The sequence below is a fragment of the Rubrivivax gelatinosus genome (assembly GCF_016583785.1).
Classification (GTDB): Bacteria; Pseudomonadota; Gammaproteobacteria; order Burkholderiales; family Burkholderiaceae_C; genus Rubrivivax; species Rubrivivax gelatinosus_B.
On record NZ_NRRU01000003.1, the window covers coordinates 1 to 23,335 of the forward strand.

21 protein-coding genes, 3 pseudogenes and 1 riboswitch are annotated in these 23,335 nt (G+C 72.0%); of the genes and pseudogenes, 13 read left to right on the forward strand and 11 right to left on the reverse strand.

The genetic code is table 11. The features are described 5' to 3' along the window. Positions 1–63 precede the first annotated feature (63 nt). The 6 genes from CKO43_RS01380 to CKO43_RS01405 all read left to right on the forward strand — a co-directional run bounded on the left by CKO43_RS01380 (position 64) and on the right by CKO43_RS01405 (position 4,901). Entirely contained in the window at positions 64–1,041 is a 978-nt protein-coding gene (locus CKO43_RS01380; RefSeq protein WP_200232220.1) for an inositol monophosphatase family protein, read from the forward strand. A gap of 211 nt (positions 1,042–1,252) precedes the next feature. Continuing rightward, positions 1,253–2,011 (forward strand): GntR family transcriptional regulator, encoded by a 759-nt coding sequence (locus CKO43_RS01385; protein ID WP_200232221.1) that lies wholly within the window; start codon positions 1,253–1,255, stop codon positions 2,009–2,011. After that, a complete protein-coding gene (locus tag CKO43_RS01390; RefSeq protein WP_200377653.1) occupies positions 2,008–2,802 on the forward strand; it encodes a transporter substrate-binding domain-containing protein in 795 nt (264 codons plus the stop codon). The genes CKO43_RS01385 and CKO43_RS01390 overlap by 4 nt, the downstream gene beginning before the upstream one ends. 22 nt (positions 2,803–2,824) lie before the next feature. Beyond that, entirely contained in the window at positions 2,825–3,493 is a 669-nt protein-coding gene (locus tag CKO43_RS01395; RefSeq protein ID WP_200232223.1) for an amino acid ABC transporter permease, read from the forward strand. A gap of 15 nt (positions 3,494–3,508) precedes the next feature. After that, on the forward strand, positions 3,509–4,159 hold the full coding sequence (locus tag CKO43_RS01400; RefSeq protein WP_200232224.1) for an amino acid ABC transporter permease: 651 nt from the start codon (positions 3,509–3,511) through the stop codon (positions 4,157–4,159). Beyond that, positions 4,146–4,901: an amino acid ABC transporter ATP-binding protein gene (locus CKO43_RS01405; protein ID WP_200377654.1), complete on the forward strand. Its 756-nt coding sequence runs from the start codon at positions 4,146–4,148 to the stop codon at positions 4,899–4,901. Before CKO43_RS01400 ends, CKO43_RS01405 begins: the two co-directional genes overlap by 14 nt. 12 nt (positions 4,902–4,913) lie before the next feature. Here the strand turns inward: CKO43_RS01405 and CKO43_RS01410 are convergent. After that, positions 4,914–5,687 (reverse strand): annotated as a pseudogene (locus tag CKO43_RS01410) (methyl-accepting chemotaxis protein); the annotation flags it as partial. Positions 5,688–5,835: 148 nt separating this feature from the next. On the opposite strand from CKO43_RS01410, the gene mutS reads away from it, so the two are divergent. The 4 genes from mutS to CKO43_RS01430 all read left to right on the forward strand — a co-directional run bounded on the left by mutS (position 5,836) and on the right by CKO43_RS01430 (position 10,803). Beyond that, positions 5,836–8,400, forward strand: coding sequence for a DNA mismatch repair protein MutS (gene mutS, locus CKO43_RS01415; RefSeq protein WP_200377655.1), 2,565 nt, complete (start codon positions 5,836–5,838; stop codon positions 8,398–8,400). A gap of 151 nt (positions 8,401–8,551) precedes the next feature. Beyond that, positions 8,552–9,376: a proteasome-type protease gene (locus CKO43_RS01420; RefSeq protein WP_200226705.1), complete on the forward strand. Its 825-nt coding sequence runs from the start codon at positions 8,552–8,554 to the stop codon at positions 9,374–9,376. Positions 9,377–9,592: 216 nt separating this feature from the next. Further along, positions 9,593–10,411 (forward strand): alpha/beta hydrolase, encoded by an 819-nt coding sequence (locus CKO43_RS01425; protein ID WP_200377656.1) that lies wholly within the window; start codon positions 9,593–9,595, stop codon positions 10,409–10,411. After that, on the forward strand, positions 10,408–10,803 hold the full coding sequence (locus CKO43_RS01430; RefSeq protein ID WP_200226708.1) for a PPC domain-containing DNA-binding protein: 396 nt from the start codon (positions 10,408–10,410) through the stop codon (positions 10,801–10,803). The genes CKO43_RS01425 and CKO43_RS01430 overlap by 4 nt, the downstream gene beginning before the upstream one ends. Positions 10,804–10,807: 4 nt before the next feature. Here CKO43_RS01430 and CKO43_RS01435 read toward each other — a convergent pair whose 3' ends face one another. From CKO43_RS01435 to CKO43_RS01480, 10 genes and pseudogenes are all read right to left on the reverse strand, one after another. Beyond that, complete coding sequence (locus CKO43_RS01435) at positions 10,808–10,957, reverse strand: hypothetical protein (RefSeq protein ID WP_200377657.1); 150 nt, start codon at positions 10,955–10,957, stop codon at positions 10,808–10,810. Positions 10,958–11,076: 119 nt separating this feature from the next. After that, a complete protein-coding gene (locus tag CKO43_RS01440; protein ID WP_200377658.1) occupies positions 11,077–11,622 on the reverse strand; it encodes a histidine phosphatase family protein in 546 nt (181 codons plus the stop codon). Continuing rightward, positions 11,615–12,400: an adenosylcobinamide-GDP ribazoletransferase gene (locus tag CKO43_RS01445; protein WP_200226712.1), complete on the reverse strand. Its 786-nt coding sequence runs from the start codon at positions 12,398–12,400 to the stop codon at positions 11,615–11,617. The genes CKO43_RS01440 and CKO43_RS01445 overlap by 8 nt, the downstream gene beginning before the upstream one ends. After that, positions 12,390–13,418, reverse strand: coding sequence for a nicotinate-nucleotide--dimethylbenzimidazole phosphoribosyltransferase (gene cobT / locus CKO43_RS01450; RefSeq protein ID WP_200226713.1), 1,029 nt, complete (start codon positions 13,416–13,418; stop codon positions 12,390–12,392). Before cobT ends, CKO43_RS01445 begins: the two co-directional genes overlap by 11 nt. Positions 13,419–13,573: 155 nt before the next feature. Beyond that, on the reverse strand, positions 13,574–15,046 hold the full coding sequence (locus tag CKO43_RS01455; RefSeq protein WP_200377659.1) for a cobyric acid synthase: 1,473 nt from the start codon (positions 15,044–15,046) through the stop codon (positions 13,574–13,576). Between the two features lie 6 nt (positions 15,047–15,052). Beyond that, the gene (locus CKO43_RS01460; RefSeq protein WP_200226715.1) at positions 15,053–15,814 is read right to left on the reverse strand and encodes an ATP-binding cassette domain-containing protein; all 762 of its coding nucleotides are present in this window, start codon (positions 15,812–15,814) and stop codon (positions 15,053–15,055) included. Next, positions 15,811–16,707, reverse strand: a pseudogene (locus CKO43_RS01465) (FecCD family ABC transporter permease); the annotation flags it as partial. The pseudogene CKO43_RS01465 and the gene CKO43_RS01460, both read right to left, overlap by 4 nt. A 151-nt stretch (positions 16,708–16,858) precedes the next feature. Further along, positions 16,859–17,527 (reverse strand): annotated as a pseudogene (locus CKO43_RS01470) (ABC transporter substrate-binding protein); the annotation flags it as partial. Positions 17,528–17,559: 32 nt separating this feature from the next. After that, entirely contained in the window at positions 17,560–18,105 is a 546-nt protein-coding gene (gene cobU / locus CKO43_RS01475) for a bifunctional adenosylcobinamide kinase/adenosylcobinamide-phosphate guanylyltransferase (protein ID WP_200226718.1), read from the reverse strand. 25 nt (positions 18,106–18,130) lie between these two features. Further along, the gene (locus tag CKO43_RS01480) at positions 18,131–19,966 is read right to left on the reverse strand and encodes a TonB-dependent receptor domain-containing protein (protein ID WP_200377660.1); all 1,836 of its coding nucleotides are present in this window, start codon (positions 19,964–19,966) and stop codon (positions 18,131–18,133) included. A 142-nt stretch (positions 19,967–20,108) separates the two neighbouring features. Next, positions 20,109–20,365, reverse strand: a riboswitch (cobalamin riboswitch). A 132-nt stretch (positions 20,366–20,497) separates the two neighbouring features. Here CKO43_RS01480 and CKO43_RS01485 point away from each other — a divergent pair. From CKO43_RS01485 to CKO43_RS01495, 3 genes are read left to right on the forward strand one after another with little or no spacing between them, the layout of a single operon-like run. After that, a complete protein-coding gene (locus CKO43_RS01485; protein ID WP_200226720.1) occupies positions 20,498–22,159 on the forward strand; it encodes a CTP synthase in 1,662 nt (553 codons plus the stop codon). Then, a complete protein-coding gene (gene kdsA / locus CKO43_RS01490) occupies positions 22,156–23,013 on the forward strand; it encodes a 3-deoxy-8-phosphooctulonate synthase (protein ID WP_200377661.1) in 858 nt (285 codons plus the stop codon). Before CKO43_RS01485 ends, kdsA begins: the two co-directional genes overlap by 4 nt. A gap of 8 nt (positions 23,014–23,021) precedes the next feature. Further along, entirely contained in the window at positions 23,022–23,327 is a 306-nt protein-coding gene (locus tag CKO43_RS01495) for a DUF1330 domain-containing protein (RefSeq protein ID WP_200226722.1), read from the forward strand. Positions 23,328–23,335 lie beyond the last annotated feature (8 nt).

Genomic DNA, 23,335 nt, shown 5'->3' on the forward strand with positions numbered 1-23,335 from the left:
CACCGGGGCCGCAAGCGCTCTTTCATCCCGCCCCGCCCCCACTCCCACCGTACAGGCCTGCCCATGTCGACCGCGATCCATCCCATGCTCAACATCGCCGTGAAGGCGGCCCGCGCGGCAGGCTCCATCATCAACCGGGCGGCGCTGGATCTGGACGTGCTCAAGGTCGGCAGCAAGGGCCCGAACGACTTCGTCTCCGAGGTCGACCGCGCCGCCGAGCAGGCCATCATCGAGACCCTGCTCGACGCCTACCCCGGCCACGGCATCCTGGCCGAAGAGTCGGGGCGCGAACACGGCTCGCGCGACAGCGAGTTCGTCTGGATCATCGACCCGCTGGACGGCACCACCAACTTCCTGCACGGCTTCCCGGTCTACGCGGTGTCGATCGCGCTGGCGCACCGCGGCGTCGTGCAGCAGGCCGTGGTCTACGACCCGACGCGCAACGACCTGTTCTACGCCTCGCGCGGCCGCGGTGCCTACGTCAACGACCGCCGGCTGCGCGTCTCCAAGCGCACGCGGCTGTCGGACTCGCTGGTCGGCACCGGCTTCCCGTTCCGCAAGGGCGACAACTTCAAGCGCTACGTGAAGATGTTCGAGGAGGTGATGCAGAGCTGCGCCGGCCTGCGCCGCCCGGGTGCTGCCGCGCTCGACCTGTGCTACGTCGCCGCCGGCTACTACGACGGCTTCTTCGAGACGGGCCTGAGCCCCTGGGACATCGCCGCAGGCTCGCTGATCATCACCGAGGCCGGTGGCCTGATCGGCAACTTCACCGGCGAGTCCGACTTCCTCTACCAGCGCGAAGTCGTCGCCGGCAACCCGAAGGTCTACGGCCAGCTGGTGCAGATCCTGGCGCCCTACACCCGCATCATCAAGGACGCCGAAGCCGCCACGCCGGCCGCGAACACCGGCGCGAAGCCGGACGCGACCGAGGCCTTCATCGCCGGCGCCGAACCGGCGGCACCGGCAGCGCCGGCCGAGAAGAAGCGCCCGCTGCGCATCCGCAAGGCTGACCTGGCCAAGCCGGGCGACGCGCCGGTCTGATCCGCGGGCGCCGTCGGCGCCCCATTTCCGGCGGCCAAGCCGCCGGGCCCCCGCACCAGAACCGGACGCCAGTCCGCACCAAATCGCCCGCGCCGGTCCGGCCGCGGGCGCCTGCGCACGTCCTTGATGCGCAGGCCTTGCATACAAGCCAGGTCGACAGCTGGCACGTTCTTCGCTGGGTGGCGGGCGGCCGATCGACGGCCGCCTCCGCATGAACTCCAGCGAGATCGCCGACCGCATCGTCCAGGCCATCCTGGCCCAGAAGCTCGCCCCGGGCAGCCGCCTGGGCGAGCAGGCCTTGTCGCTGCTCTTCGACTGCAGCCGCACGCTGGTACGCGAGGCGCTGATGCAGCTGGCCGCGCGCGGCATCGTCACCGTCAGCGCGCGCCGCGGCTGGTACGTGGTGCAGCCCTCGGAGAGCGAGGCCCGCGAGGCCTTCGAGGCCCGGCGCGTCATCGAGACCGGCCTGATCCGCAGCGCCGCGCCGATGACGCCGGCCAAGCTCGACAGGCTCAAGCGCCACATCCGCGACGAGCAGGCCTCGCTGGAATCGGACGACGTCGGCCGGCGCAGCTACCTGCTCGGTGAGTTCCACGTCTGCCTGGCCGAGTGCCTGGGCAACCAGCTGCTGGCCGACACGCTGCGCGACTACACCGCGCGCACGACGCTGATCGCGATGCTCTACCAGTCCACGCACGACGCCGCGCACTCGTGCGGCGAGCACGTCGAGATCGTGCAGGCGCTGGAGGCCGGCGACAGCGCGCGCGCCGAGACGCTGATGGCCCGCCACATCGGCAACGTGCAGCAGGCGCTGCGCCTGGACAGCACACCCGAAGACCCGCTGGCCGAACTGCGCGCCGCGCTGGCGCCTGTGGCGCCGGCCCGGGTGCCGCGCCACGGCGCGCAGCGCCCGCCGGACGACGACGACGATTCCTCACCCCCCTCCACCTACCTGGGAGCCGTTCTATGAAGACCACGAAACGCCACCTGCTCGGCCTGGCCGCGGGCCTCGCGATGGCCGCGATCGCCGGCACCGCTCAGGCCCAATCGGCGCTGGACAACGTGATGAAGTCGCGCCAGATCCGGATCGCGATCCCGACGGACTTCCCGCCCTACGGCTTCGTCGGCGTGGACATGCAGCCCCAGGGCCTGGACGTCGACATGGCCGGCTACATCGCCGCGAGGCTCGGCGTGAAGCTGGAGCTGGTGCCGGTGACCAGCGCCAACCGCATCGCCTACCTGCAAAGCCGCAAGGCCGACCTCGTGATCTCGACGCTGGGCAAGAACCCCGAGCGCGAGAAGGTGATCGACTTCAGCGCCGCCTACTCGCCGTTCTTCCAGGGCGTCTTCGCGCCGCGTTCGATCGCCGTCGCCTCGCTGCAGGACCTGGCCGGCAAGAGCATCGCCGTCACGCGCGGCGCGATCGAGGACCAGGAGCTGACGCGTCTGGCGCCGGCCGGCACCGACATCCGCCGCTTCGAGGACAACAACGCCACCGTCTCGGCCTTCGTCTCGCGCCAGACCCAGCTCATCGCCACCGGCGTGTCGGTGGCCGAGACGCTGATGCAGCGCAATCCGCAGCTCGGCGCCGAATACAAGCTGCTGCTCAAGGACAGCCCGAACTACATCGGCATCGCCAAGGGCGAAGACGCGCTGCGCGCCAAGGTCAACGAGGTCATCGCCCAGGCCAAGGCCGCCGGCGAGCTCGACAAGCTGGCGCAGAAGTGGCTGAAGCGCCCGGCGGGCAACCTGCCGCAATAAGGCCCGCGAGCGCGAGCGCACGATGTCCGTCGAGTTCGACTTCCTGGCCGTCCTGGCCGACTGGCCGCTGCTGCTCGAGGGCGCGGCGTGGACGCTGGGCCTGACCGCGGTGTCGGCGGTGCTCGGCGTGGGGCTGGGCATCGCCTGCGCCTGGGCGCGCACCGAGGGCGCGGCGCCGCTGCGCTGGGCGGTGGGCGGCTACGTGGAGCTGATCCGCAACACGCCGTTCATCGTCCAGCTGTTCTTCGTCTTCTTCGGCCTGCCGGCGCTGGGCCTGCGGCTGACGCCGGAGTGGTCCAGCGTCATCGCGATGGTGCTCAACCTGGGCGCCTATGCCGCTGAGATCGTGCGCGCCGGCATCGCCGCCACGCCGCGCGGCCAGGTCGAGGCGGCGCTGAGCCTGGCGCTCACGCGCGCCCAGACCTTCGTGCACGTCGTGCTGCCGCCGGCGCTGCGCCGCGTCTGGCCGGCGATGGTCTCGCAGATCATCATCGTGATGCTGGGTTCGGCGGTCTGCGGCCAGATCGCCACCGAGGAGCTCAGCTACACCGCCAACCTCATCCAGAGCCGCAACTTCCGCGCCTTCGAGGCCTTCATCGTCGCCACGCTGATGTACCTGGCGATGGCCGTCGCGGTGCGCCATCTGCTGGACCGCATCGGCCGGCGCCTGCTGTTCGGAGGCCGGCGCTGAGCGCCGGGGGCACGCATGGTCGAGTTCACCCTCTGGGACATCCTGCGCAACCTGCTGCTGGCGGCACGCTGGACGGTGGCGCTGTCGCTGATCGCCTTCGTCGGCGGCGGCCTCGTCGGCCTGGCGCTGCTGCTGCTGCGCTCGCTGGACCGGCCCTGGCTGCAGCTGGCGGTGCGCGCCTACGTCCAACTGTTCCAGGGCACGCCGCTGCTGATGCAGCTCTTCCTGGCCTATTTCGGCCTGGCGCTGCTGGGGCTGGACACCTCGCCGTGGTTCGCCTCGGCGCTGGCGCTGACGCTCTACGCCAGCGCCTTCCTCACCGAGATCTGGCACGGCTGCGTGCGGGCCGTGCCGCGCGGCCAATGGGAAGCGGCGCAGAGCCTGGCGCTGAACTACCTGGAGCAGATGCGCCACGTCGTGCTGCCGCAGGCCGGGCGGCTGGCGATCGCGCCGACGGTCGGTTTCCTGGTCCAGGTCATCAAGGGCACGGCGCTGGCGTCGGTCGTCGGCTTCGTCGAGCTGACCAAGGCCGGCACGATGATCACCAACGCCACCTTCCAGCCCTTTCTGGTCTACGGCTGCGTCGCGCTGCTGTACTTCGCGCTCTGTTTCCCGATCAGCCACTACTCCCGCGTCATCGAGGCCAAGCTGCATGTCAAGCATTGAAACGGCGAGCGCGCCGGCGGTCAGCATCCGGGGGCTGCGCAAGTCCTATGGCCCGAACGAGGTGCTCAAGGGCATCGACCTCGAGGTCAGTCCCGGCGAGGTCATCGCCATCATCGGCAAGAGCGGCTCGGGCAAGAGCACGCTGCTGCGCTGCATCAACGGGCTGGAGACCTTCCAGAACGGCGAACTGCAGGTTCAGGGCCAGCCGCTGCTGCATCACGACGCCCGGGCGATGCGCGAGCTGCGCCGCCAGGTCGGCATGATCTTCCAGCAGTTCAACCTGTTCCCGCACCTGAACGTCGGCCGCAACGTGATGCTGGCGCCGGGCCTGGTCAAGAAGGACAGCGGCCCGGCGCTCGAGGCGCGCGCACGCCAGCTGCTGGAGCGCGTCGGGCTGGGCGACAAGTTCGCGGCCTTCCCGGACCAGCTCTCAGGCGGCCAGCAGCAGCGCGTGGCAATCGCGCGCGCGCTGGCGATGGAGCCCGGCGTGCTGCTGTGCGACGAGATCACCTCGGCGCTGGACCCGGAACTCGTCGGCGAGGTGCTCAACGTCGTCGAGCGCCTGGCGCAGGAGGGCATGACGCTGCTGATGGTCACGCACGAGATGGGCTTCGCGCGCAAGGTCAGCGACCGCGTGATCTTCATGCACCAGGGTCAGGTGCACGAAATGGGGCCGCCGGCCGAACTGTTCGCCGCGCCGCGCACGCCCGAACTGCAGCAGTTCCTGGCGTCCATCCACTGACGCGGCGGGCGCTCAGCTGCCGCTTTCGAGCCTGAACACCGCCACCGACTCCACCAGTTGGGCCGACTGCTGACGCAGGCTGGCCGCTGCCGCGGCGCTCTGCTCGACGAGCGCGGCGACGATCTCGTGCATGCGCGTGCCGGCCTGGTCGACCAGTCCGGCGCCCGATTCGGTCTGCTCGACGCTGCTCGCGATCAAGCACTTGATCTCGCGTGCCGCAGCCGCCGCGCGCTGCGCCAGGCTGCGCACCTCCCCGGCGACGACGGCAAAGCCGCGGCCCTGCTCGCCGGCACGCGCCGCCTCGACGGCAGCGTCGAGCGCCAGGATGTTGGTCTGGAAGGCGATGCCGTCGATGACGCCGGTGATGTCAGCGATACGCTTGCTGCTGTCGCTGATGCCGCGCATCGTCTCGACGGCGCGGGCGACGACCTCGACGCCAGCGCGCGCCACGTTGCTCGCGTCCCGGGCCAGGCCGTTGGCGCGGGCGGCGCTCTCGGCGTTCTGGCGCACGGTGGACCCCAGTTCGTCCATCGTCGCCGCCGTCTGCTCCAGTGCGCTGGCCTGCATCTCGGTGCGCTGGCTGAGGTCAGCGTTGCCGGTGGCGATTTCGGCGGCGCCGGTGGCCATGCTGTCGACGTTGCGGCGCACGTTCTGCACGATCTCGGCGAGACGGTCGCGCATCACGCCGATGGCCGACATCGCACTGGCCACGTCGCCTTCGGCCTTCGGCACCTGTACCGCCAGGTTGCCTTGCGCGATCTCGCCGGCCACGCGCACCACATCGGCTCGGCTCGCCGCCGAGCTGGCGCACCAGGCCGCGGGTGATCAGCAGCGCCATCGCGACGCCGAGCCGCGCCGGCGGCACGCCGAGATGGTCGACAATCCCGGGGTTTCGCGCCGCGCCCTGCAGAAGAACGATAAGTCCTTGATCCGCATGAACAAACCCGACGCCCCCGAGCACACGCCGATGATGGCGCAGTACCTGCGCATCAAGGCCGAGTTCCCCGACACGCTCGTCTTCTACCGGATGGGCGACTTCTACGAGCTGTTCTACGACGACGCCCGGCTCGCCAACCGGCTGCTGGACATCACGCTGACGACACGCGGCCAGAGCGCCGGCGAGCCGGTGGTGATGGCCGGCGTGCCGGTGCATTCGGTCGACAGCTACCTGGCGCGGCTGCTGAAGTGCGGCCAGGCGGTCGCGGTCGCCGAGCAGGTGGGCGAAGTCGGCGCGAGCAAGGGCCCGGTCGAGCGCAAGGTGGTGCGTGTCGTCACGCCGGGCACGGTCACCGACAACGAACTGCTGGCCGAACGCTCCGACACGCTGCTGCTGGCGGTGCACCGCCAGCGCAACAGCTGGGGCCTGGCCTGGCTGGGGCTGGCCAGCGGCGAACTCGGCCTGACCGAATGCAGCGAGCGTGAACTGGCCGCCTGGCTGGCGCGGCTGCAACCGGCCGAACTGCTGCACGACGGCGAAGGGCTGCCCGCGGCACTGGCGCAGGCCAGCTGCGCCCGCACCGCGCGCCCGGCCTGGCAGTTCGACAGCACGCTGGGCGAACGCAAGCTGCGCGAGCAGTTGCAGGTGGCGACACTGGCCGGCTTCGGCGCCCAGGAGCTGAAGGTCGCGCACGCCGCCGCTGCGGCGCTGCTGAGCTTCGCGGAGCACACCCAGGGCCGCGCGCTGGCGCATCTGCGCACGGTGGCGGTGCCGCGCTCCAGCGAACTGCTCGAACTGCCGCCGGCGACGCACCGCAACCTCGAACTGGTGCAGACGCTGCGCGGCGAAGACAGCCCGACGCTGCTGTCGCTGCTGGACAGCTGCCGCAGCGGCATGGGCAGCCGCCGGCTGCGCCACTGGCTGACGCACCCGCGGCGCGAGCGCAGCGAAGCGCGTGCACGCCACGACGCGATCGCCTGCCTGATCGGCGAGGGTTTCGAGCCGCTGCGCGAAGCGCTGCGCGGCGTCAGCGACGTCGAACGCATCACTGCCCGCGTCGCGCTGCGCCAGGTGCGCCCGCGTGAACTGGCCGGGCTGCGCGCCACGCTCGCCGGCCTGCCGGCGCTGCGTGCCGCGGCCCCGGCCGGCAGCGCGCTGCTGGCCGAGTGGCAGGCGGCGCTGTCACCCGACGAGCAGCTCGCCAACATCCTGTCGGCGATAGCCGACGAGCCGGCGGTGATGCTGCGCGACGGCGGCGTCATCGCGCCCGGGGTCGACGCCGAACTCGACGAGCTGCGCGCGATCAGCCAGAACTGCGACGCCTTCCTGCTCGACCTGGAAGCGCGCGAGCGCGCTCGCACCGGCATCACCAACCTGCGCGTGCAGTTCAACAAGGTGCACGGCTTCTACATCGAGGTCACGAGTTCCGGCCGCGACAAGGTGCCGGCCGACTACCAGCGCCGCCAGACGCTGAAGAACGCCGAACGTTTCATCACGCCCGAGCTGAAGGCCTTCGAGGACAAGGCGCTGTCGGCGCAGGAACGGGCGCTCGCGCGCGAGAAGTGGCTCTACGAGCAGGTGCTGGACGCGCTGCAGCCGCAGCTGCCGGTGCTGACGGCGCTGGCGCGCGCGCTGGCTTCGCTGGACGCGCTCGCGGCGCTGGCCGAACGTGCGACGACGCTGGGCTGGTGCCGGCCCGAGTTCGTGCCCTACCCCTGCATCGAGATCGAAGCCGGCCGCCATCCGGTGGTCGAGGCCCGGCTGCGCGAGACCGGCGCCGGCCCCTTCATCGCCAACCACTGCCGGCTCGACGCGAAGACCCGGCTGCTCGTCATCACCGGCCCGAACATGGGCGGCAAGAGCACTTTCATGCGCCAGGTGGCGCTGATCGTGCTGCTGGCGGCGATGGGCTCCTACGTGCCGGCCAGCGCCTGCCGGCTCGGGCCCATCGACGCGATCCACACCCGCATCGGCGCCGCCGACGACCTGGCCAACGCCCAGTCGACCTTCATGCTGGAGATGACCGAAGCCGCGGCCATCGTGCACACCGCGACCGAACACAGCCTGGTGCTGATGGACGAGATCGGCCGCGGCACCAGCACCTTCGACGGCCTGGCGCTGGCCGCGGCCATCGCGACCCAGCTGCACGACCGCAACCGCAGCTTCACGCTGTTCGCGACCCACTACTTCGAGCTGACCGAGTTCCCGGCCGGGCACGAACGGGCGCTGAACCTGCACGTCGGCGCGGTCGAGAGCGGCCACGACATCGTCTTCCTGCACCAGATCGAGCCCGGCCCGGCCAGCCGCAGCTACGGCGTGCAGGTGGCGCGGCTGGCCGGCATGCCGGCGGCGCTGATCCGCCAGGCGCGCTCGACGCTGGAGGCGCTGGAAGCCAAGGCCCAGGCCGGCCAGGCGCAGGTCGACCTGTTCGCGGCGCCGCCGGCCGCGGCCCAGCCCGAGCCCTCGGCGGTGGAAGCGGCACTGGCGACGATAGACCCCGACCGGCTGGCGCCGCGCGAGGCGCTGGACGCGCTTTACAAGCTGAAGGCGCTGCTGGGCTGAAACCCGGGCGCGGTGCGCCGCGTGCCGAAGTCACGGCGCCGCACGCCACCCCCCGCCGCCCCGGCGGCGGGGAAGCGCGCGCCGCACGACGGGCTGTTACGCTTCGCGCCTCGTTCTTCCGCTGCCCGGGCAACCCCGCCCGCCCCCAGGCATGACCTACTGCGTCGGCATCCGGCTCGAAGCCGGACTCGTCTTCCTCTCCGACTCGCGCACCAACGCGGGCCTCGACCAGATCAGCACCTATCGCAAGATGATGATCTACGAGCGCCCCGGCGACCGCTTCATGGTGATGCTGTCGGCCGGCAACCTGAGCATCAGCCAGAGCGTGCGCGAGATCCTGCAGGTCGAGAAGCTGGACAACGGCGACGAGGAGCCGCTGACGATCTGGAACGCCCGCAGCATGTTCGACGCCACGCGTGTGCTGGGCAGCGCGGTGCGCCGCGTCTACCAGCAAGACGGCCCCTCGCTGAAGGCTGCCGGCGTCGACTTCAACGCCAGCATGATCTTCGGCGGCCAGATCCGCGGCGAGGCGATGCGCATGTTCCTGGTCTATTCGGCCGGCAACTTCATCGAGGCCACGCGCGAGACCTGCTTCTTCCAGGTCGGCGAGAGCAAGTACGGCAAGCCCATCCTGGACCGCGTGCTGACACCGGAAACGCCGCTGGCCGAAGCCGCCAAGTGCGCGCTGGTGTCGATGGACTCGACGCTGAAGTCCAACCTCTCGGTCGGCCTGCCGCTGGACCTTGTGGTCTACCGCGCCGGGGCACTCGCCGCGCCCGACCACGTGTGCATAGACGAGCACAACCCGTACTTCCGCATGATCCGCAGCACCTGGGGCCAGCGGCTGCGCGAGGTTTTCGAGTCGATAGACGACCCGCGCTGGGACGGCGGCGACGCCGCGCACCCGCTGCTGAGCCGGCATGCGCGTTACGAGCCGATGCGCAAGATCAGCCACCCCGGTGAGCGGATAGTGTGAGCCCCGGCCGCCTGGCGGCCGCCCCCTGGGGGCTACCTGACCGGACCGGGGGACCCGGATCCGGTCAGGCGCGTTAACACCGCCGCTCCCCCTGGTCGCCTGTGGCGACCTGTCCCCGCGGGGGATATCCGGGCTCGCTGTCGCTCAGCTGTCCCGCCGGAGACCTGGTCCGCGCCCCGCTTGTCGACGATCATTCGCCCGTCACGGAAACCGGAGATGGCCACGCAGCAGTTTCCCATCGTCTTCTCGCACGCCAACGGCTTTCCGGCCGGGACCTATCGCGTGCTGTTCGAGCACTGGCGTGCCGCCGGGCGCGAGGTGCTGGCCGTGCCGCGTTACGGCCACGACCCGCGCTACCCCGTCACCGGCAACTGGCCGCACATCCGCCAGCAGCTGCTCGACTTCGTCGAACAGGCGGCGCCCGGGCGGCGCGTGCACTTCGTCGGCCATTCGCTGGGCGGCTACCTGAGCCTGATGGCGGCCTGCAAACGCCCCGACAGCGCCGCCGGTGTCGTGATGCTCGACTCGCCGGTGCTCGCCGGCTGGCGCGCACACAGCGTGCAGGTGGCCAAGGCGACGCGGCTGATCGGCCGCATCTCGCCCGGCAAGGTGTCCCAGGCACGGCGCCAGCACTGGCCCACGGCCGAGGCGACGCTGCAGCATTTCGCGCAGAAGTCGGTGTTCGCCCGCTGGGACCCGCGTGTGCTCGCCGACTACGTTGCCAGCGGCACCGAACCCGACCCGGCCGGTGGTGTGCGCCTGGCTTTCCACCGCGACGTCGAGACGCGCTTCTACAACACGCTGCCGCACCACCTGGGCGAACTCGTGCGCCGGCATCCGCCGCGCTGCCCGGTGGCCTTCGTCGGCGGCACGGTCTCGGCCGAGGTGCGCCAGGTCGGCATGGCGGCGACACGTGCCGTCTGCCGCGGCCAGGTCGAGTGGATCGCCGGCAGCCACCTGGTGCCGATGGAGCAGCCGATCGCCGTCGCCGACGCGGTGCTGGCGCGGCTGGCTGCGGCCGAGGCGGCGGCATGAAGACCTTGCCGCTGCGGCTGGTGCCCGGTGCCGACCTGCGGCGTGAACTGGAGGCGGCGCTCGCGGCCCACGGCGTCGAGGCGGGTTTCGTGCTGCAGGGCATCGGCAGCCTGCAGCCGGCGGTGCTGCGCCTGGCCGGGGCCGAGGCGACGGTGTCGCCCGCAGGCAGTGTCGAGCTGCTGACGCTGGCCGGCAGCGTGGGCCCCGGCGGTTCGCACCTGCATGCCAGTGTCTCGGATGCGGCGGGCCGCGTGCTCGGCGGCCACCTGGGCTACGGCTCTGTCGTGCACACGACGGCCGAAGTGCTGCTGGCGCTGCTGCCCGACTGGGCTTTCAGCCGCGAACCCGACGCGACGACGGGCTACGCGGAACTGGTGGTCCGCCAGCGCTGAACGCTCAGGCGGCCGGCTGGCTGGCGGCGGCCATCACCGGCGCCGCGGCAGTGGCCTGGGGCGAGGCCAGGAAGTCCACGCTCTGCAGCACGCCCAGGGTCATCATGGCAGCCAGACCGAAGGCGGCGGCACGGGCGACGATGCTGTCTTTCATTTCGCTTCTCCATCGGGTGACGTTGTCGATGGAGTGAACTCTAGGCAGCACCCCGGCGTGCCGCGAGCCGCTTGCGACGAAGCGCCGGGCGCCGGCGACGAACTGCAGCCGGCGCCGCTTCAGCCGCGCCAGACGACGCACTCGCCGTGGCGCGGCGGCGCCGGCCAGTCGCGTGCGGCGAAAGCGCTGCAGCCCGGCTGCACCGAACGCAGCGTATTGAGCCAGCCGGCGTGGCCGACGAGCAGGCGCACGCCGCGCTGCGCACCGGCCCAGGCGTGCACCCGCGCGGCCAGCGCCTGCAGCGGCTCGCCGCCGCCCGGGGCGTAGGTCCAGAGTTCGTCCTGCCAGCGTTCGACCTCCTCCCAGGCGATCTCGCTCCACAGCCGCCCGTCCCAGGTGCCGAAGTCGAGTTCGACCAGGCGTGCGTCGACCTCGACGCGCCAGCCCCAGCGCCGCAGCCAGCGGCCGACGTCGCGGCAGCGCGCCAGCGGCGACACCACGGCTTCGTGCGGCAGGCCGTGGCGCCGCGCCGCGGCGCGGATGCGGTGCGCCAGGCGTTTGGCGCGGCGCCGGTCCACCGGCAGGTCGGTACGGCCCAGGCAGCGCCCGGCGGCGCCGAGCACACGCGGATGGCGCCAGGCCCAGAGTTGTGCGCCTTCAGCCATGCTGCATGCCCGCCAGGAAACAGAGATAGACCGCGAGTTCGGCGACCTGCTGGGCCGCGCCCAGCGTGTCGCCGGTGTAACCGCCCAGGCGCTTGGACAGCCAGCGCGCCGCCAGCAGCGTCACCGCGCCGACGACCAGCGCCGCCACCGTCGTGTGCGCCAGGTCCAGCCGCCACAGCACCGCCGCGGCACCGGCGGCCGCGCACCAGAGCACGACGATGGCCAGCGTGCCCCAGCTCGCCTGCTGCGCCAGCGGTTTGGACTTGGCGTGTTCCAGGTCGCCGGCGTAGCTCAGCAGCCGCAGCAGCAGCACCGGCACCGCACGCGACCAGGCGTGCGCCAGCGGCAGGATGGCCAGGGTCGCGAGGAAGTCGCGTGTCGCCAGCCCGTGCAGCGCCGCGGCCTTCAAACCGAGCATCGCGACCAGGCCGCAGGCGCCGTAGCTGCCGATGCGCGAGTCCTTCATGATCGCCAGCGCCTTCTCGCGGCTGACGGCGCCGCCGAGCGCGTCGCAGGTGTCGGCCAGGCCGTCCTCGTGGAAGGCGCCGGTCATCCAGACGGTGGCCAGCATGGACAGCCCGACCGCCACCGGCGCCGGCCACAGCGGCGCGGCGAACCACAGCACCGCGGTGCCGAAGCCGCCGACCACCAGCCCGACCGCCGGGTAGTAGCGCGAGCTGGCGTGCATCAGCTCCGGCCGCCAGCCCACCCAGGCCGGCACCGGCACGCGCGTCAGGAACTGCAGCGCGACGAAGAACAGCCTCAGCTCATGCAGCACTGCTGACCTGCGCCGATTCGAAGCTGGCCATCTGCTCGAGGATCAGCTCGCCCGACTTGATCAGCGGCCAAGCCAGTGCCGCACCCGAACCCTCGCCCAGGCGCAGGCCCAGGTCGACGAGCGGGCGCACGCCCAGCAGCGACAGCCAGCGGCCGTGGCCGTTCTCGGCCGAGCCGTGCGAGAACACGCAGGCGTCGAGCACACGCGGCTCCAGCGCCGCCGCCACCGCCACCGCCGAGGTCGTGATGAAACCGTCGACGACGACCAGGCGGCGCAGCGCCGCAGCCTGCAGCACCGCGCCGACCATGGTCGCGATCTCGGGGCCGCCGAGCGCGGCCAGCGCCGCCAGCGGCGCCGTCGCGTCGGCGTGGCGCTCGAGCGCCCGCTGCAGCACCGCGACCTTGTGCGCGACGCCGTCCGGGGCCAGCCCGGTGCCGCGGCCGGCGCACTGCTCGATCGACAGGCCGGTGAGACGCGCCATCAGCAGCGCCGCCGGCGAGGTGTTGGCGATGCCCATCTCGCCCAGCAGCAGCACGTTGCCCGGCAGGTCGCGCACGAAGGCGGCGCCGTTGGCGATCGCGGCTTCGCACTGCGACTCGGTGAGCGCGGGCGCCAGCGTGCTGTCGGCGCTGCCGTGGCAGCACTTGGCCGCGGCCAGGCCGGGCGCCGGCGCGAAGTCGGTCTTCACGCCGCAGTCCAGGATGGTCAGCGCCAGGCCGTGCTGGCGCGCCAGCACCGAGATCGCGGCGCCGCCGGCCAGCATGTTGTGCACCATCTGCACGGTGACTTCCTGCGGGAAGGCCGAGACGCCCTGCGCGGCGATGCCGTGGTCGCCGGCGAAGATCACCAGCTGCGGTGCTTCCAGCCGCGGGTTCTCGCGTCCCTGCACCAGCGCCATCTGCAGCGCCAGCGCCTCGATGCGGCCGAGCGAGCCCTGGGGTTTGGTCTTCTGGTCGAGCCGGTGCTGGACGCGCGCGGCGAGGACGGGGTCTTGGAGGTCGGGCAGGGAGAACTTCATGACGGCAGGCCGCCGGTGGCGGCACGATCGGTGGAGCGGCTCCGGCACGGCGTTCGCACGCCGCGCCGGAGGGTGTGTCGCAGGACTCGGGTGATGCGACGCCGGCCGTCCCGCGATGCCGGCGCCTCGTCCCGGGTGCACCCGGGACGGTGTTTTCAGGCGAGCAGCAGGCGTTCGAGCGCACCCGGCACGAACGCGTCCTCGATGTGGTCGGCCAGGCCTTCGAACACGCTCTGCAGCGTCGGCACGGTGTCGCCGTAGAGCGCACGCAGCACGTTCGGCGACTCGAACAGCCCGTGCGCGTAGACGCCGAGCACGCTGCCGCGCTGCCAGCCGATGGCCAGGCCCTCGGGGTCGTGCAGCACCGCTCGCGCGGCCTCGGACAGCGCGACGCTGCGGCCGCAGTGGATCTCGTAACCCGCGGCTTCGACACCGGCGAGCGCGCCCCAGGCGCCGTCGGCGGCACCGAAACGCACGCGCGCCGGCTGAACGTGTTTGTCGGCGACGAAGCCGGTGGCCAGCGGCAGCAGCCCCAGCCCGGCGGCCGAGAAGCCGGCTTCGCCGTCGTGGCCCTCGGGGTCGGCCAGCGTCTGGCCCAGCATCTGCAGCCCGCCGCAGACGCCCAGCACCGGGCCGCCGGCGGCGGCGTGGCGCTGGATCGCGCTGTCGAAACCGCGCGCGCGCATCCAGGCCAGGTCGCCGCTCACCTGCTTGGAACCGGGCAGGATGATGCAGTCGGCGCCTTCGAGCTGGGCGGCGTCGCGCACCCAGTGCAGGCGCAGGCCGTCGATGCGAGCCAACGGCTGGAACTCGTCGAGGTTGCTGATGTGCGGGTAGGCGACGATGGCCACGCGCCGGCGTGCCGGGCCGCGGCCCAGCGGCGCCTCGTCGAGCAGGCCGTCCTCCTCGGGCAGGCCGTGGTCGCGCCACATCGGCACCACCGCCAGCGTCGCCACGCCGGTGCGCTGCTGCAGCTGCTGCGGCGCCGGCGCCAGCAGCGAGGCGTCGCCGCGGAAGCGGTTCAGCACGAAGCCCGCGAGCTGCGGCCGCAGGTCCTCGGGCAGCAGCGCCCAGGTGCCGTAGAGGTGGGCGAAGGCGCCGCCGCGGTCGATGTCGGTGACGAGCAGCGCGCGTGCGTCGGCCCAGCGCGCGGTCTGCAGGTTGACGTAGTCGTGCGCGGCCAGGTTGGTCTCGGCCGGCGAGCCGGCGCCTTCGATGATCAGCAGCTCGTGGCGACGCTGCAGCCGCTCCAGGCTGTCGCGCGCGGCGGCGGCGAGCAGGGCGCTGCGTTCGCGCCAGCCGGCGCGCGACAGCCCCGGCTCGACACGCCCGTGCAGCAGCACCTGGCTGGCGGTGTCGCGCTCGGGTTTGAGCAGCACCGGGTTGTGTTCCACCGTCGGCGCCAGCCCGCAGGCCAGGGCCTGGAAATACTGCGCCGCGCCGATCTCGCCCCAGCCGCCGTCCAGCGCCGGCACGACGCGTGCGTTGTTGCTCATGTTCTGCGCCTTGAACGGCGCGACGTCGACGCCGCGGCGTGCAGCCCAGCGGCACAGCGCGGTCGCGAGCCAGCTCTTGCCGGCGCCGCTCGTCGTACCCCAGACGATCAGCGCCCTAGCCTTCTTGTCCATCTCGAATCAGGTTCCCAGGTCGGGCAGCGCCATCGGCCGGGCGCCGCTGCGGTCGATACGCACCGCGCCGCCGAAGGCGTGCACGAGCGCGGCGTGCACGACCGGGTCGTCATGGGCGCCGTGCGCGAGCACACGCCCGCCGCACAGCACCAGCAGCCGGTCGGCGTGCAGCGCCAACGGCAGATCATGCAGCACGCTGACCACCGTGTGCGTGCGCCCGAGGCGGCGGAACAGCCGGGCCAGCGCCACCTGGTGCGGCGCGTCCAGGTGCGTCGTCGGTTCGTCCAGCAGCAGCACCGGCGCTTCGGTCGCGAGCGCACGCGCCAGCAGCACACGCTGGCGTTCGCCGCCGGAGAGCTGCTGCAGCCGGCGGTACTGCCAGTCGCGGCATTCGGTGGCGTCCATCGCCGCGTCGACCGCGGCTTCGTCGCGCGCGCCGGCCGTGCCCAGCAACCCCAGGTGCGGCATGCGGCCCAGCATCACGGTGTCGCGCACGTTCAGGTCGCCGCTGGCCTCGCCGCCCTGCGCCAGCCAGGCCAGGCGCATCGCACGCTCGCGCGGCACCCAGTCGGCCAGGCGGCGGCCGTCGAGTTCGACGGTGCCGCGCTGGTAAGGCAGCAGGCCGGCGAGCACCCGCAGCAGCGTCGACTTGCCGGCGCCATTGGGGCCGACGATGGTCGTCCAGCCGGTGTCGAGCACGCAGCTGACACCCGAGAGCACTTCGCGTGCGCCCAGACGGGCACCGACGTCGACCGCGATCAGGTTCACCGCAGCCCCCGCTTGTGCAGCAGCCACAGCAGGTAGCCGCCGCCGAGCACGGCGGTCAGCACGCCGACCGGCAGCTCCTGGGGCGCGATCAGGCCGCGCGCCAGCACGTCGGCGCCCAGCATCAGCACACCGCCAGCGGCGGCGCTGGCCGGCAGCATGAACCGCTGCGGCGCCGGCGCGAAGCGCCGCACCAGGTGCGGCGAGACGAGGCCGACGAAACCGACGAGCCCGGCCTGCGACACCGCCAACGCCGTGCACAGCGCCAGCAGCACGACCAGCAGCAGCCGCAGCCGCGGCAGCGCCAGGCCGAGACTGGCGGCGCTTTCTTCGCCCAGGCCGAGTGCGTCCAGCGCACGCGCCAGGCGCCAGGCCGGCGGCAGCGCCAGCGCCAGGCCGGCGGCCAGCAGCGCCACGCTCTGCCAGCCCAGGAAACCGGTGGAGCCGAGCATGAAGCTCTGCTTGCCGCGCATCGCGTCGGGCGACCAGGTCGTGATCAGGTCGCTGGCGGCGCCGAGCACGACGCCGACGACGACACCCGACAGCAGCAGCCGCAGCGGCTCCTGCGCGCCGCGCGCCAGCACCAGGGTCAGCGAGACGCCGGCGAGCGCGCCGACGAAGGCGGCAACGACCAGACCGATGCGCGCCAGCCACTCGACGTTGGCCAGCGCCAGCGCGTGGCCGCCGGCGGCGCTGGCCGCCAGCACCAGCACCACGGCCAGCGACGCGCCCGAGCCGGTGCCCAGCAGATAGGGGTCGGCGAGCGGGTTGCGGAACAGCCCCTGTGCGATCGCGCCGGCCAAACCCAGCAGCGCGCCGACCAGCAGCGCGCCGAGGGTGCGCGGGGCGCGGATCTGGCCGACGATCAGCTCCATCGGCACGCCGGCGTCGGTGTCGCGCCGCCAGGCAGTCGGCGAGCGCGAGTGCGGCTTCGCCCATGCGCGGGCCGGGGCGGATCAGCAGCAGGTAGCGCTCAGGGCTGAAGGCGCAGACCTGGCCGGTCTTCAGCGCGCGCATGCTCGTCCAGCCGGGACGTGCCGGCATCTGCGCCGCCTCGCGCTCGACGGCCATCACGACGTCGGGCGAGCGGCGCACCAGGTATTCGGGGTTCAGGCGCGGGAACGGCCCCAGTTCGGGCGGCACGACGTTGGCCATGCCCAGGCGCGTCAGCGTTTCGCCGATGAAGGAGGTGGCGCCGGCGGCATAGGGCGCCGACTCGACCTCGAAGTAGACCGTCTTGCCGCGCAGCCGCGCCGGCACACGCGCCACGGCCGCGGCTTCGTCGCGCTGGATCGCCGCCCAGACCTGGGCCGAGCGCTGCGGCTCGCCGATCAGGCGCGCGATCGCGTCGAGCGAACGGCGCACGTCGGCGTGGCTGTCGCTGTCGAACACCAGCACCTTCAGCCCGAGCGCCTCGAAACGGTCGGCGACACGCGCCGAGCGCGCCGCCAGCACGACGTCCGGGCGCAGCGCGACGACACGTTCGATGCTGGCGTCGTCGAGCCCGCCCAGGCGCGGCAGCGCGTTCACCTGCACCGGCCAGTCGGAATAGCGGTCGACGCCGACCAGGCGCTCGCAGGCGCCGAGCGCGCAGACGGTTTCGGTCAGCGAAGGCAGCAGGCTGACGATGCGCTGCGGCGGCGCGCCGCGCCAGGCGACGCCGCGGTCGTCGTGCAGCGGCTCGGCGGCCAGCGCCACGCCGCCGCCCACGAACACGGCGGCCAGCAGCAGGCGGCGCAGCGCGGCGATCAACGCGCCCCCTTCAGCGGCAGTTCGAGCCCGGCGACCATCAGCGTCACACGCGCGCAGGCGGCGCCGATGCGCTGGTGCAACCGGCCGAGTTCGTCGACGAAATGCCGCGCCTGGCGCGACATCGGCATCACGCCCAGGCCGATTTCGTTGGAGACGAAGATCACCGGGCCGCGCGCCGCGGCCAGTGCCGCGAGCAGCGCCTCGCTCTCGGCCGAGGCGTCTGCGGGCGCGCCGTGCATCGGCATCAGCAGCCCGGTGAGCCACAGCGTCAGGCAGTCGACGACGACCAGCCGCCCCGGCGCCGATTCGGCCTGCAGCGCTGCGGCCAGCGCACGCGGCTCTTCGCGCGTGGCCAGGCCCGGCACGCGCACGGCCCGGTCGGCGCGGTGGCGCGCGATGCGCTCGTGCATCTCGTCGTCGCCGGCCTCGGCGGTGGCGATCAGCACCGCGCTGTGGCCGGGCAGCGCCAGCCAGTGCGCGGCACGCAGCTCCGCGCAGCGCGACTTGCCGCTGCGGGCGCCACCGAGGATCAGCTCGTGCATCGCGGGCCTCCTGCCGGTGGCGGCGTCAGACGCCGCCTTCGTAACGCAGGCCGAGCCAGAACTGCCGGCCCGGGCCGCGGTAGTAGGCGGCCGGCTCGATGTCCTCGTCGGTCGCGTTGAGCAGCCGGCTCTCCAGCATCCAGCCCTTGGCGAAACGCCAGCCGGCCTTCAGGTCCAGCGTGGTTTCGGCGTCGAGCGCGCGGCTGTCGGGGCGGGCCCCGACACGCAGCACGCTGGCGCCGGCGCTCCAGTCGGCGTGGTGCCAGTCGACACCCAGCGTCTCCTGGTGCGCCGCGCGCCGCGGCAGGCGCGCGCCGGTGTCGCTGTTCTTGGCGTCGAGGAAGTCGACCTGGGCGCGCAGCGCCCAGTCGCCCAGCGCCTTGGCGCCGGACAGCGTCGCGCCCTGGAGACGGGCACGCGAGGTGTTGCCGGCGCAGCCATAGTCGAAACCCGGGTCCGGCGGGCAGAAGCTGCGGTCCGGCTGGTAATTGATCAGGTTCTTCACGCGGTTGCGGAACACCGTCAGCCCGGCGCGGTCACCGCCGTCGGCCCATTCGAGACCGAACTCGAGGCTGCGGCCGCGCTCGGGCTTGATGGTGTCGACGCCGTAGTACGGGTACAGCAGGTCGTTGAACGAGGGCGCGCGGAAGCTGTTGCCGGCGAGCGCACGCAGCCGCCACTGCGGCGTCAGCGCGAAGCTGCCGCCCAGGCGGCCGGTGGTCTCGCCGCCGTAGTCGGAGCTGTCGTCGCGGCGCAGGTCGGCCTGCCAGGAGAAGCGGCCGGCCGTGCCCGTCCAGGACAGCACGCCGATGTCGGTGTCGCGCTCGCCCCGGTAGTCGTTGGTCCTGGCGTCTTCATCCAGGCGCTCGACGGCGGCGACAAACTGGCCGGCGGCGGTCTGCCAGGCCAGCTGCGCCAGCGCATGGTCGCGCGTGGTCTTGAAGCGTTGCGGGCCGAAGGTCTTGCTGCGCATGTCGTCGACGCTGCGGTCCACGCGCACCGTGGCCACCAGCCCGGCGGCCAGCGTGCCGCGCCAGTCCAGCGCAGTGGCGTCGACGTCGAGCTTGTCGCGGAAGTCGGGCGCGACGCCGCTGGCGGCGCTGTCGACCTGGGTCTCCAGCCGCGAGCGCAGCAGCGCCAGGCCGATGCGATGGCCCGGCGCGGGCGCGTAGCCGATGCGCAGTTGGCCGCTGTCGCGCGTGTAGCCGTCGTCGTCGGGGTTGTAGTTGCTGAACGGGGCGCCCGGACGCAGCGAGCTGTCGCCGTCATCGTGTTCCTGGGCCAGCGAGGCGGCGATGTCCCAGGCGCCCAGCGTGGTGCTGGCGCCGGCCGACAGCTCGCGCGCGCCGCGGCTGCCGAAGGCGGCGGCGGCGTCGAAACGCACGCCGGTGTCGGCACGGCGGGTGATGATGTTGACGACGCCGCCGACGGCGTCGGCGCCGTACAGGCTGGAGCCGGGGCCGCGCAGCACCTCGACGCGTTCGATCTGGGCCAGCGGCAGCGCCGCGACCGACGGGTCGGCGAGCGTCGCCGAGCCGATGCGCACGCCGTCGACGAGCACGACGGTCTGGCTGCCGGTGGCGCCGCGGATCATCACCGAGGTCGCGGCGCCGGGGCCGCCGTTGCGCGAGATCTGCACGCCGGCCTGCTCGCGCAGCACGTCGGCGAGCGAGGTGGCGGCCGAGTTGCGCAGCGTGTCGGAGTCGATGACGACGACGTCGGCCGCCAGTCGCGAGACCGACATCGGCTCGCGCGAGCCGGTGATGACGATGGTTTCGGCGGATTGCGCCGCGGCGGACGCCGCGACGATGGCACAGGCGACCGCGACGACGGTGCGGCGGTCGATAGGGGGAACGAACAAGATGGCCTCCAGCCGCACACCCCGTGCGGACGGTGATGAAGCAGCCATCGCCGTCGGCCGGACCACGCGCTGAGCGCACCTCGGCCCGGGTCGCGAACGGACTGGGGGCCTCGGGACTCGTGCGCGCCGCCCACCGCGACGCTGGCATCCCTGGCATCGGGCCGGTATCCGGGCTCGCGAGTGCCGGTCTTCGCGTCGATGCGAAGACCGAAGCCGTCAGCGCCTTCCCAGTCCGTAGCAGGACCAGTGGCTGCAATGCTGACCGCACCTCGCCGACCGTTGCGGGGGCAGCGCCGGTTTTGCCGCGTGATCCTCTGGAGGACACGCCGCGCACCGGCTTCCCGTTCAACCCTTCCGACACCTGCCGTGCGGAAGGGCACCTGATGCAAGCGGGGCGGAGTCTAGCACCGCCGCTGTGCCGCCCGACTCGCCCGAGTGGCGCGCCGGCGCGCCCCGGGCCCGTGGGGGCGCCCGCCTATAATCACGCTTTACCACCCGGGCACACGCTTGCGCGTAGCTGCCCCACGCGACATGACCAAGTTCGTCTTCGTCACCGGCGGCGTGGTGTCCTCCCTCGGCAAGGGAATCGCTGCGGCGTCCCTGGCGGCGATCCTCGAATCGCGGGGTCTGAAGGTCACCCTCATCAAGCTGGACCCGTACCTCAACGTCGATCCGGGCACGATGAGCCCGTTCCAGCACGGTGAGGTGTTCGTCACCGACGACGGCGCCGAGACCGACCTGGATCTCGGCCACTACGAACGCTTCATCACCACGCGGATGAAGCGCACGAACAACTTCACCGCCGGCCAGATCTACAAGAGCGTGCTCGAGAAGGAACGCCGCGGCGACTATCTCGGCAAGACGGTGCAGGTGATCCCGCACGTCACCAACGAGATCCAGGACTACGTGCGCCGCGGCGCGGTCGAGGTCGAGGTCGCGATCGTCGAGATCGGCGGCACCGTCGGCGACATCGAGTCGCTGCCCTTCCTCGAGGCCGTGCGCCAGCTGAGCCTGAAGCTCGGCCCGGCGAACACCGCCTTCGTGCACCTGACCTACGTGCCCTGGATCGCCGCCGCCGGCGAGCTGAAGACCAAGCCGACCCAGCACACGGTGCAGAAGCTGCGCGAGATCGGCATCCAGCCCGACGCGCTGCTGTGCCGCGCCGACCGCCGCATCCCCGACGACGAGCGCGAGAAGATCAGCCTGTTCACGAACGTGCCGCACCACGGCGTGATCTCGATGCCCGACGTCGACACCATCTACAAGGTGCCGCGCGTGCTGCACGAGCAGGGCCTGGACGAGCTGATCTGCATGAAGCTGCAGCTGCTGACCAAGCCCGCCGACCTGCGCCGCTGGGACATGCTGGTGAGCGAGGTCGAGCACCCGCAGGCGCACGTCAGGATCGCGATGTGCGGCAAGTACACCGACCTGTCGGACTCCTACAAGTCGCTGAACGAAGCGCTGCGCCACGCCGGCATCCACAACCACGCCAAGGTCGACATCGAGTACGTCGACGCCGAGACGCTGGACGAAGACAGCGTCGCCGAACTGGCGAAGTACGACGCGATCCTGGTGCCGGGCGGCTTCGGCAAGCGCGGCATCGAAGGCAAGATCCTGGCGGCCAAGTTCGCGCGCGAGCACGGCGTGCCCTACCTCGGCATCTGCCTGGGCATGCAGGTCGCGACGATCGAATACGCGCGCCACGTCGCCGGCCTGGCCGACGCCAACAGCACCGAGTTCGAAGCGCAGACCCCGCATCCGGTGATCGCACTGATCGAGGAATGGCAGGACCGCGACGGCTCGATCCAGAAGCGCAACGCCAGCTCCGACCTCGGCGGCACGATGCGCCTGGGCGCACAAAGCTCCGACGTCAAGCCCGGCACGCTGGCCTGGCAGATCTACGGCCCGGTCGTCACCGAGCGCCACCGCCACCGCTACGAAGCCAACGTCAACTACCTCGACCAGCTGCAGGCCGCCGGCCTCGTGATCAGCGCGCTGACGCAGCGCGAGCAGCTCACCGAGATCGTCGAGCTGCCGCAGGCCCAGCACCCGTGGTTCATGGGCGTGCAGTTCCACCCCGAGTTCAAGAGCACGCCCTGGGGCGGGCATCCGCTGTTCTCCAGCTACGTCAAGGCCGCGCTCGAACACCAGGCGCGCCGCGCCGAACCCGCACCCCAAAAGGCCGTCGCATGAAGCTCTGCGGTTTCGAGGTCGGAATAGACCGTCCCTTCTTCCTGATCTCGGGCCCCTGCGTCGTCGAAAGCGAACAGCTGCAGATGGACGTCGCCGGGCGCTTGAAGGAGATCACGGCCGCGCTCGGCATCCCGTTCATCTTCAAGTCGAGCTACGACAAGGCCAACCGCTCCAGCGGCACGTCCTTCCGCGGCCCCGGCATGGAGCGCGGGCTGGAGATCCTGGCCAAGGTGCGGCGCGAGATCGGCGTGCCGGTGCTGACCGACGTGCACACCGAGGCCGAGGTGCCGCTGGTGGCGGCCGCGGTCGACATGCTGCAGACGCCGGCCTTCCTGTGCCGCCAGACCGATTTCATCCGCGCCGTCGCCCAGTGCGGCAAGCCGGTGAACATCAAGAAGGGCCAGTTCCTGGCGCCGCACGACATGAAGAACGTCGTCGACAAGGCCCGCGCCGCGGCGCGGGAGAACGGCCTGGCCGACGACGTGTTCACGGTCTGCGAACGCGGCGCGAGCTTCGGCTACAACAACCTCGTCTCCGACATGCGCAGCCTGGCGATCATGCGCGAGACCGGCGCGCCGGTCGTCTTCGACGCCACGCACAGCGTGCAGCTGCCGGGCGGCCAGGGCACCAGTTCGGGCGGCCAGCGCGAGTTCGTGCCGGTGCTGTCGCGCGCGGCGGTCGGCGTCGGCGTCGCGGGCCTCTTCATGGAGACGCACCCCGATCCGGCGAACGCGATGTCCGACGGCCCGAACGCGGTGCCGCTGAAACACATGAAGGCGCTGCTCGAACAGCTCGTCGCCATCGACCGTGTCGTCAAGCAGCAGCCGCTGCTCGAGAACGACTTCAGCTGCTAAAGACCGCGATGCCTGCCGCCTACCTGCTGGTCGAGATGAAGATCAGCGACCCCGAACGCTACAAGCAGTACATGGCCCAGGCGCCGGCCGCGGTGAAGGCCGCCGGCGGCGAATATCTGGTGCGCGGCGGCCGCCACGAGACGCTGGAGGGCGACTGGAGCCCGGCGCGCGTGGCGATGCTGCGCTTTCCCAGCTACGAACAGGCCAAGGCCTTCTACGATGGCGAGATGTATCGTGCCGCGCGGGAACACCGTCAGGGCGCCACGGACTACTTCAACATGGTGCTCGTAGAAGGCGCCTCCGCCCCCGTCTGACGGACCAG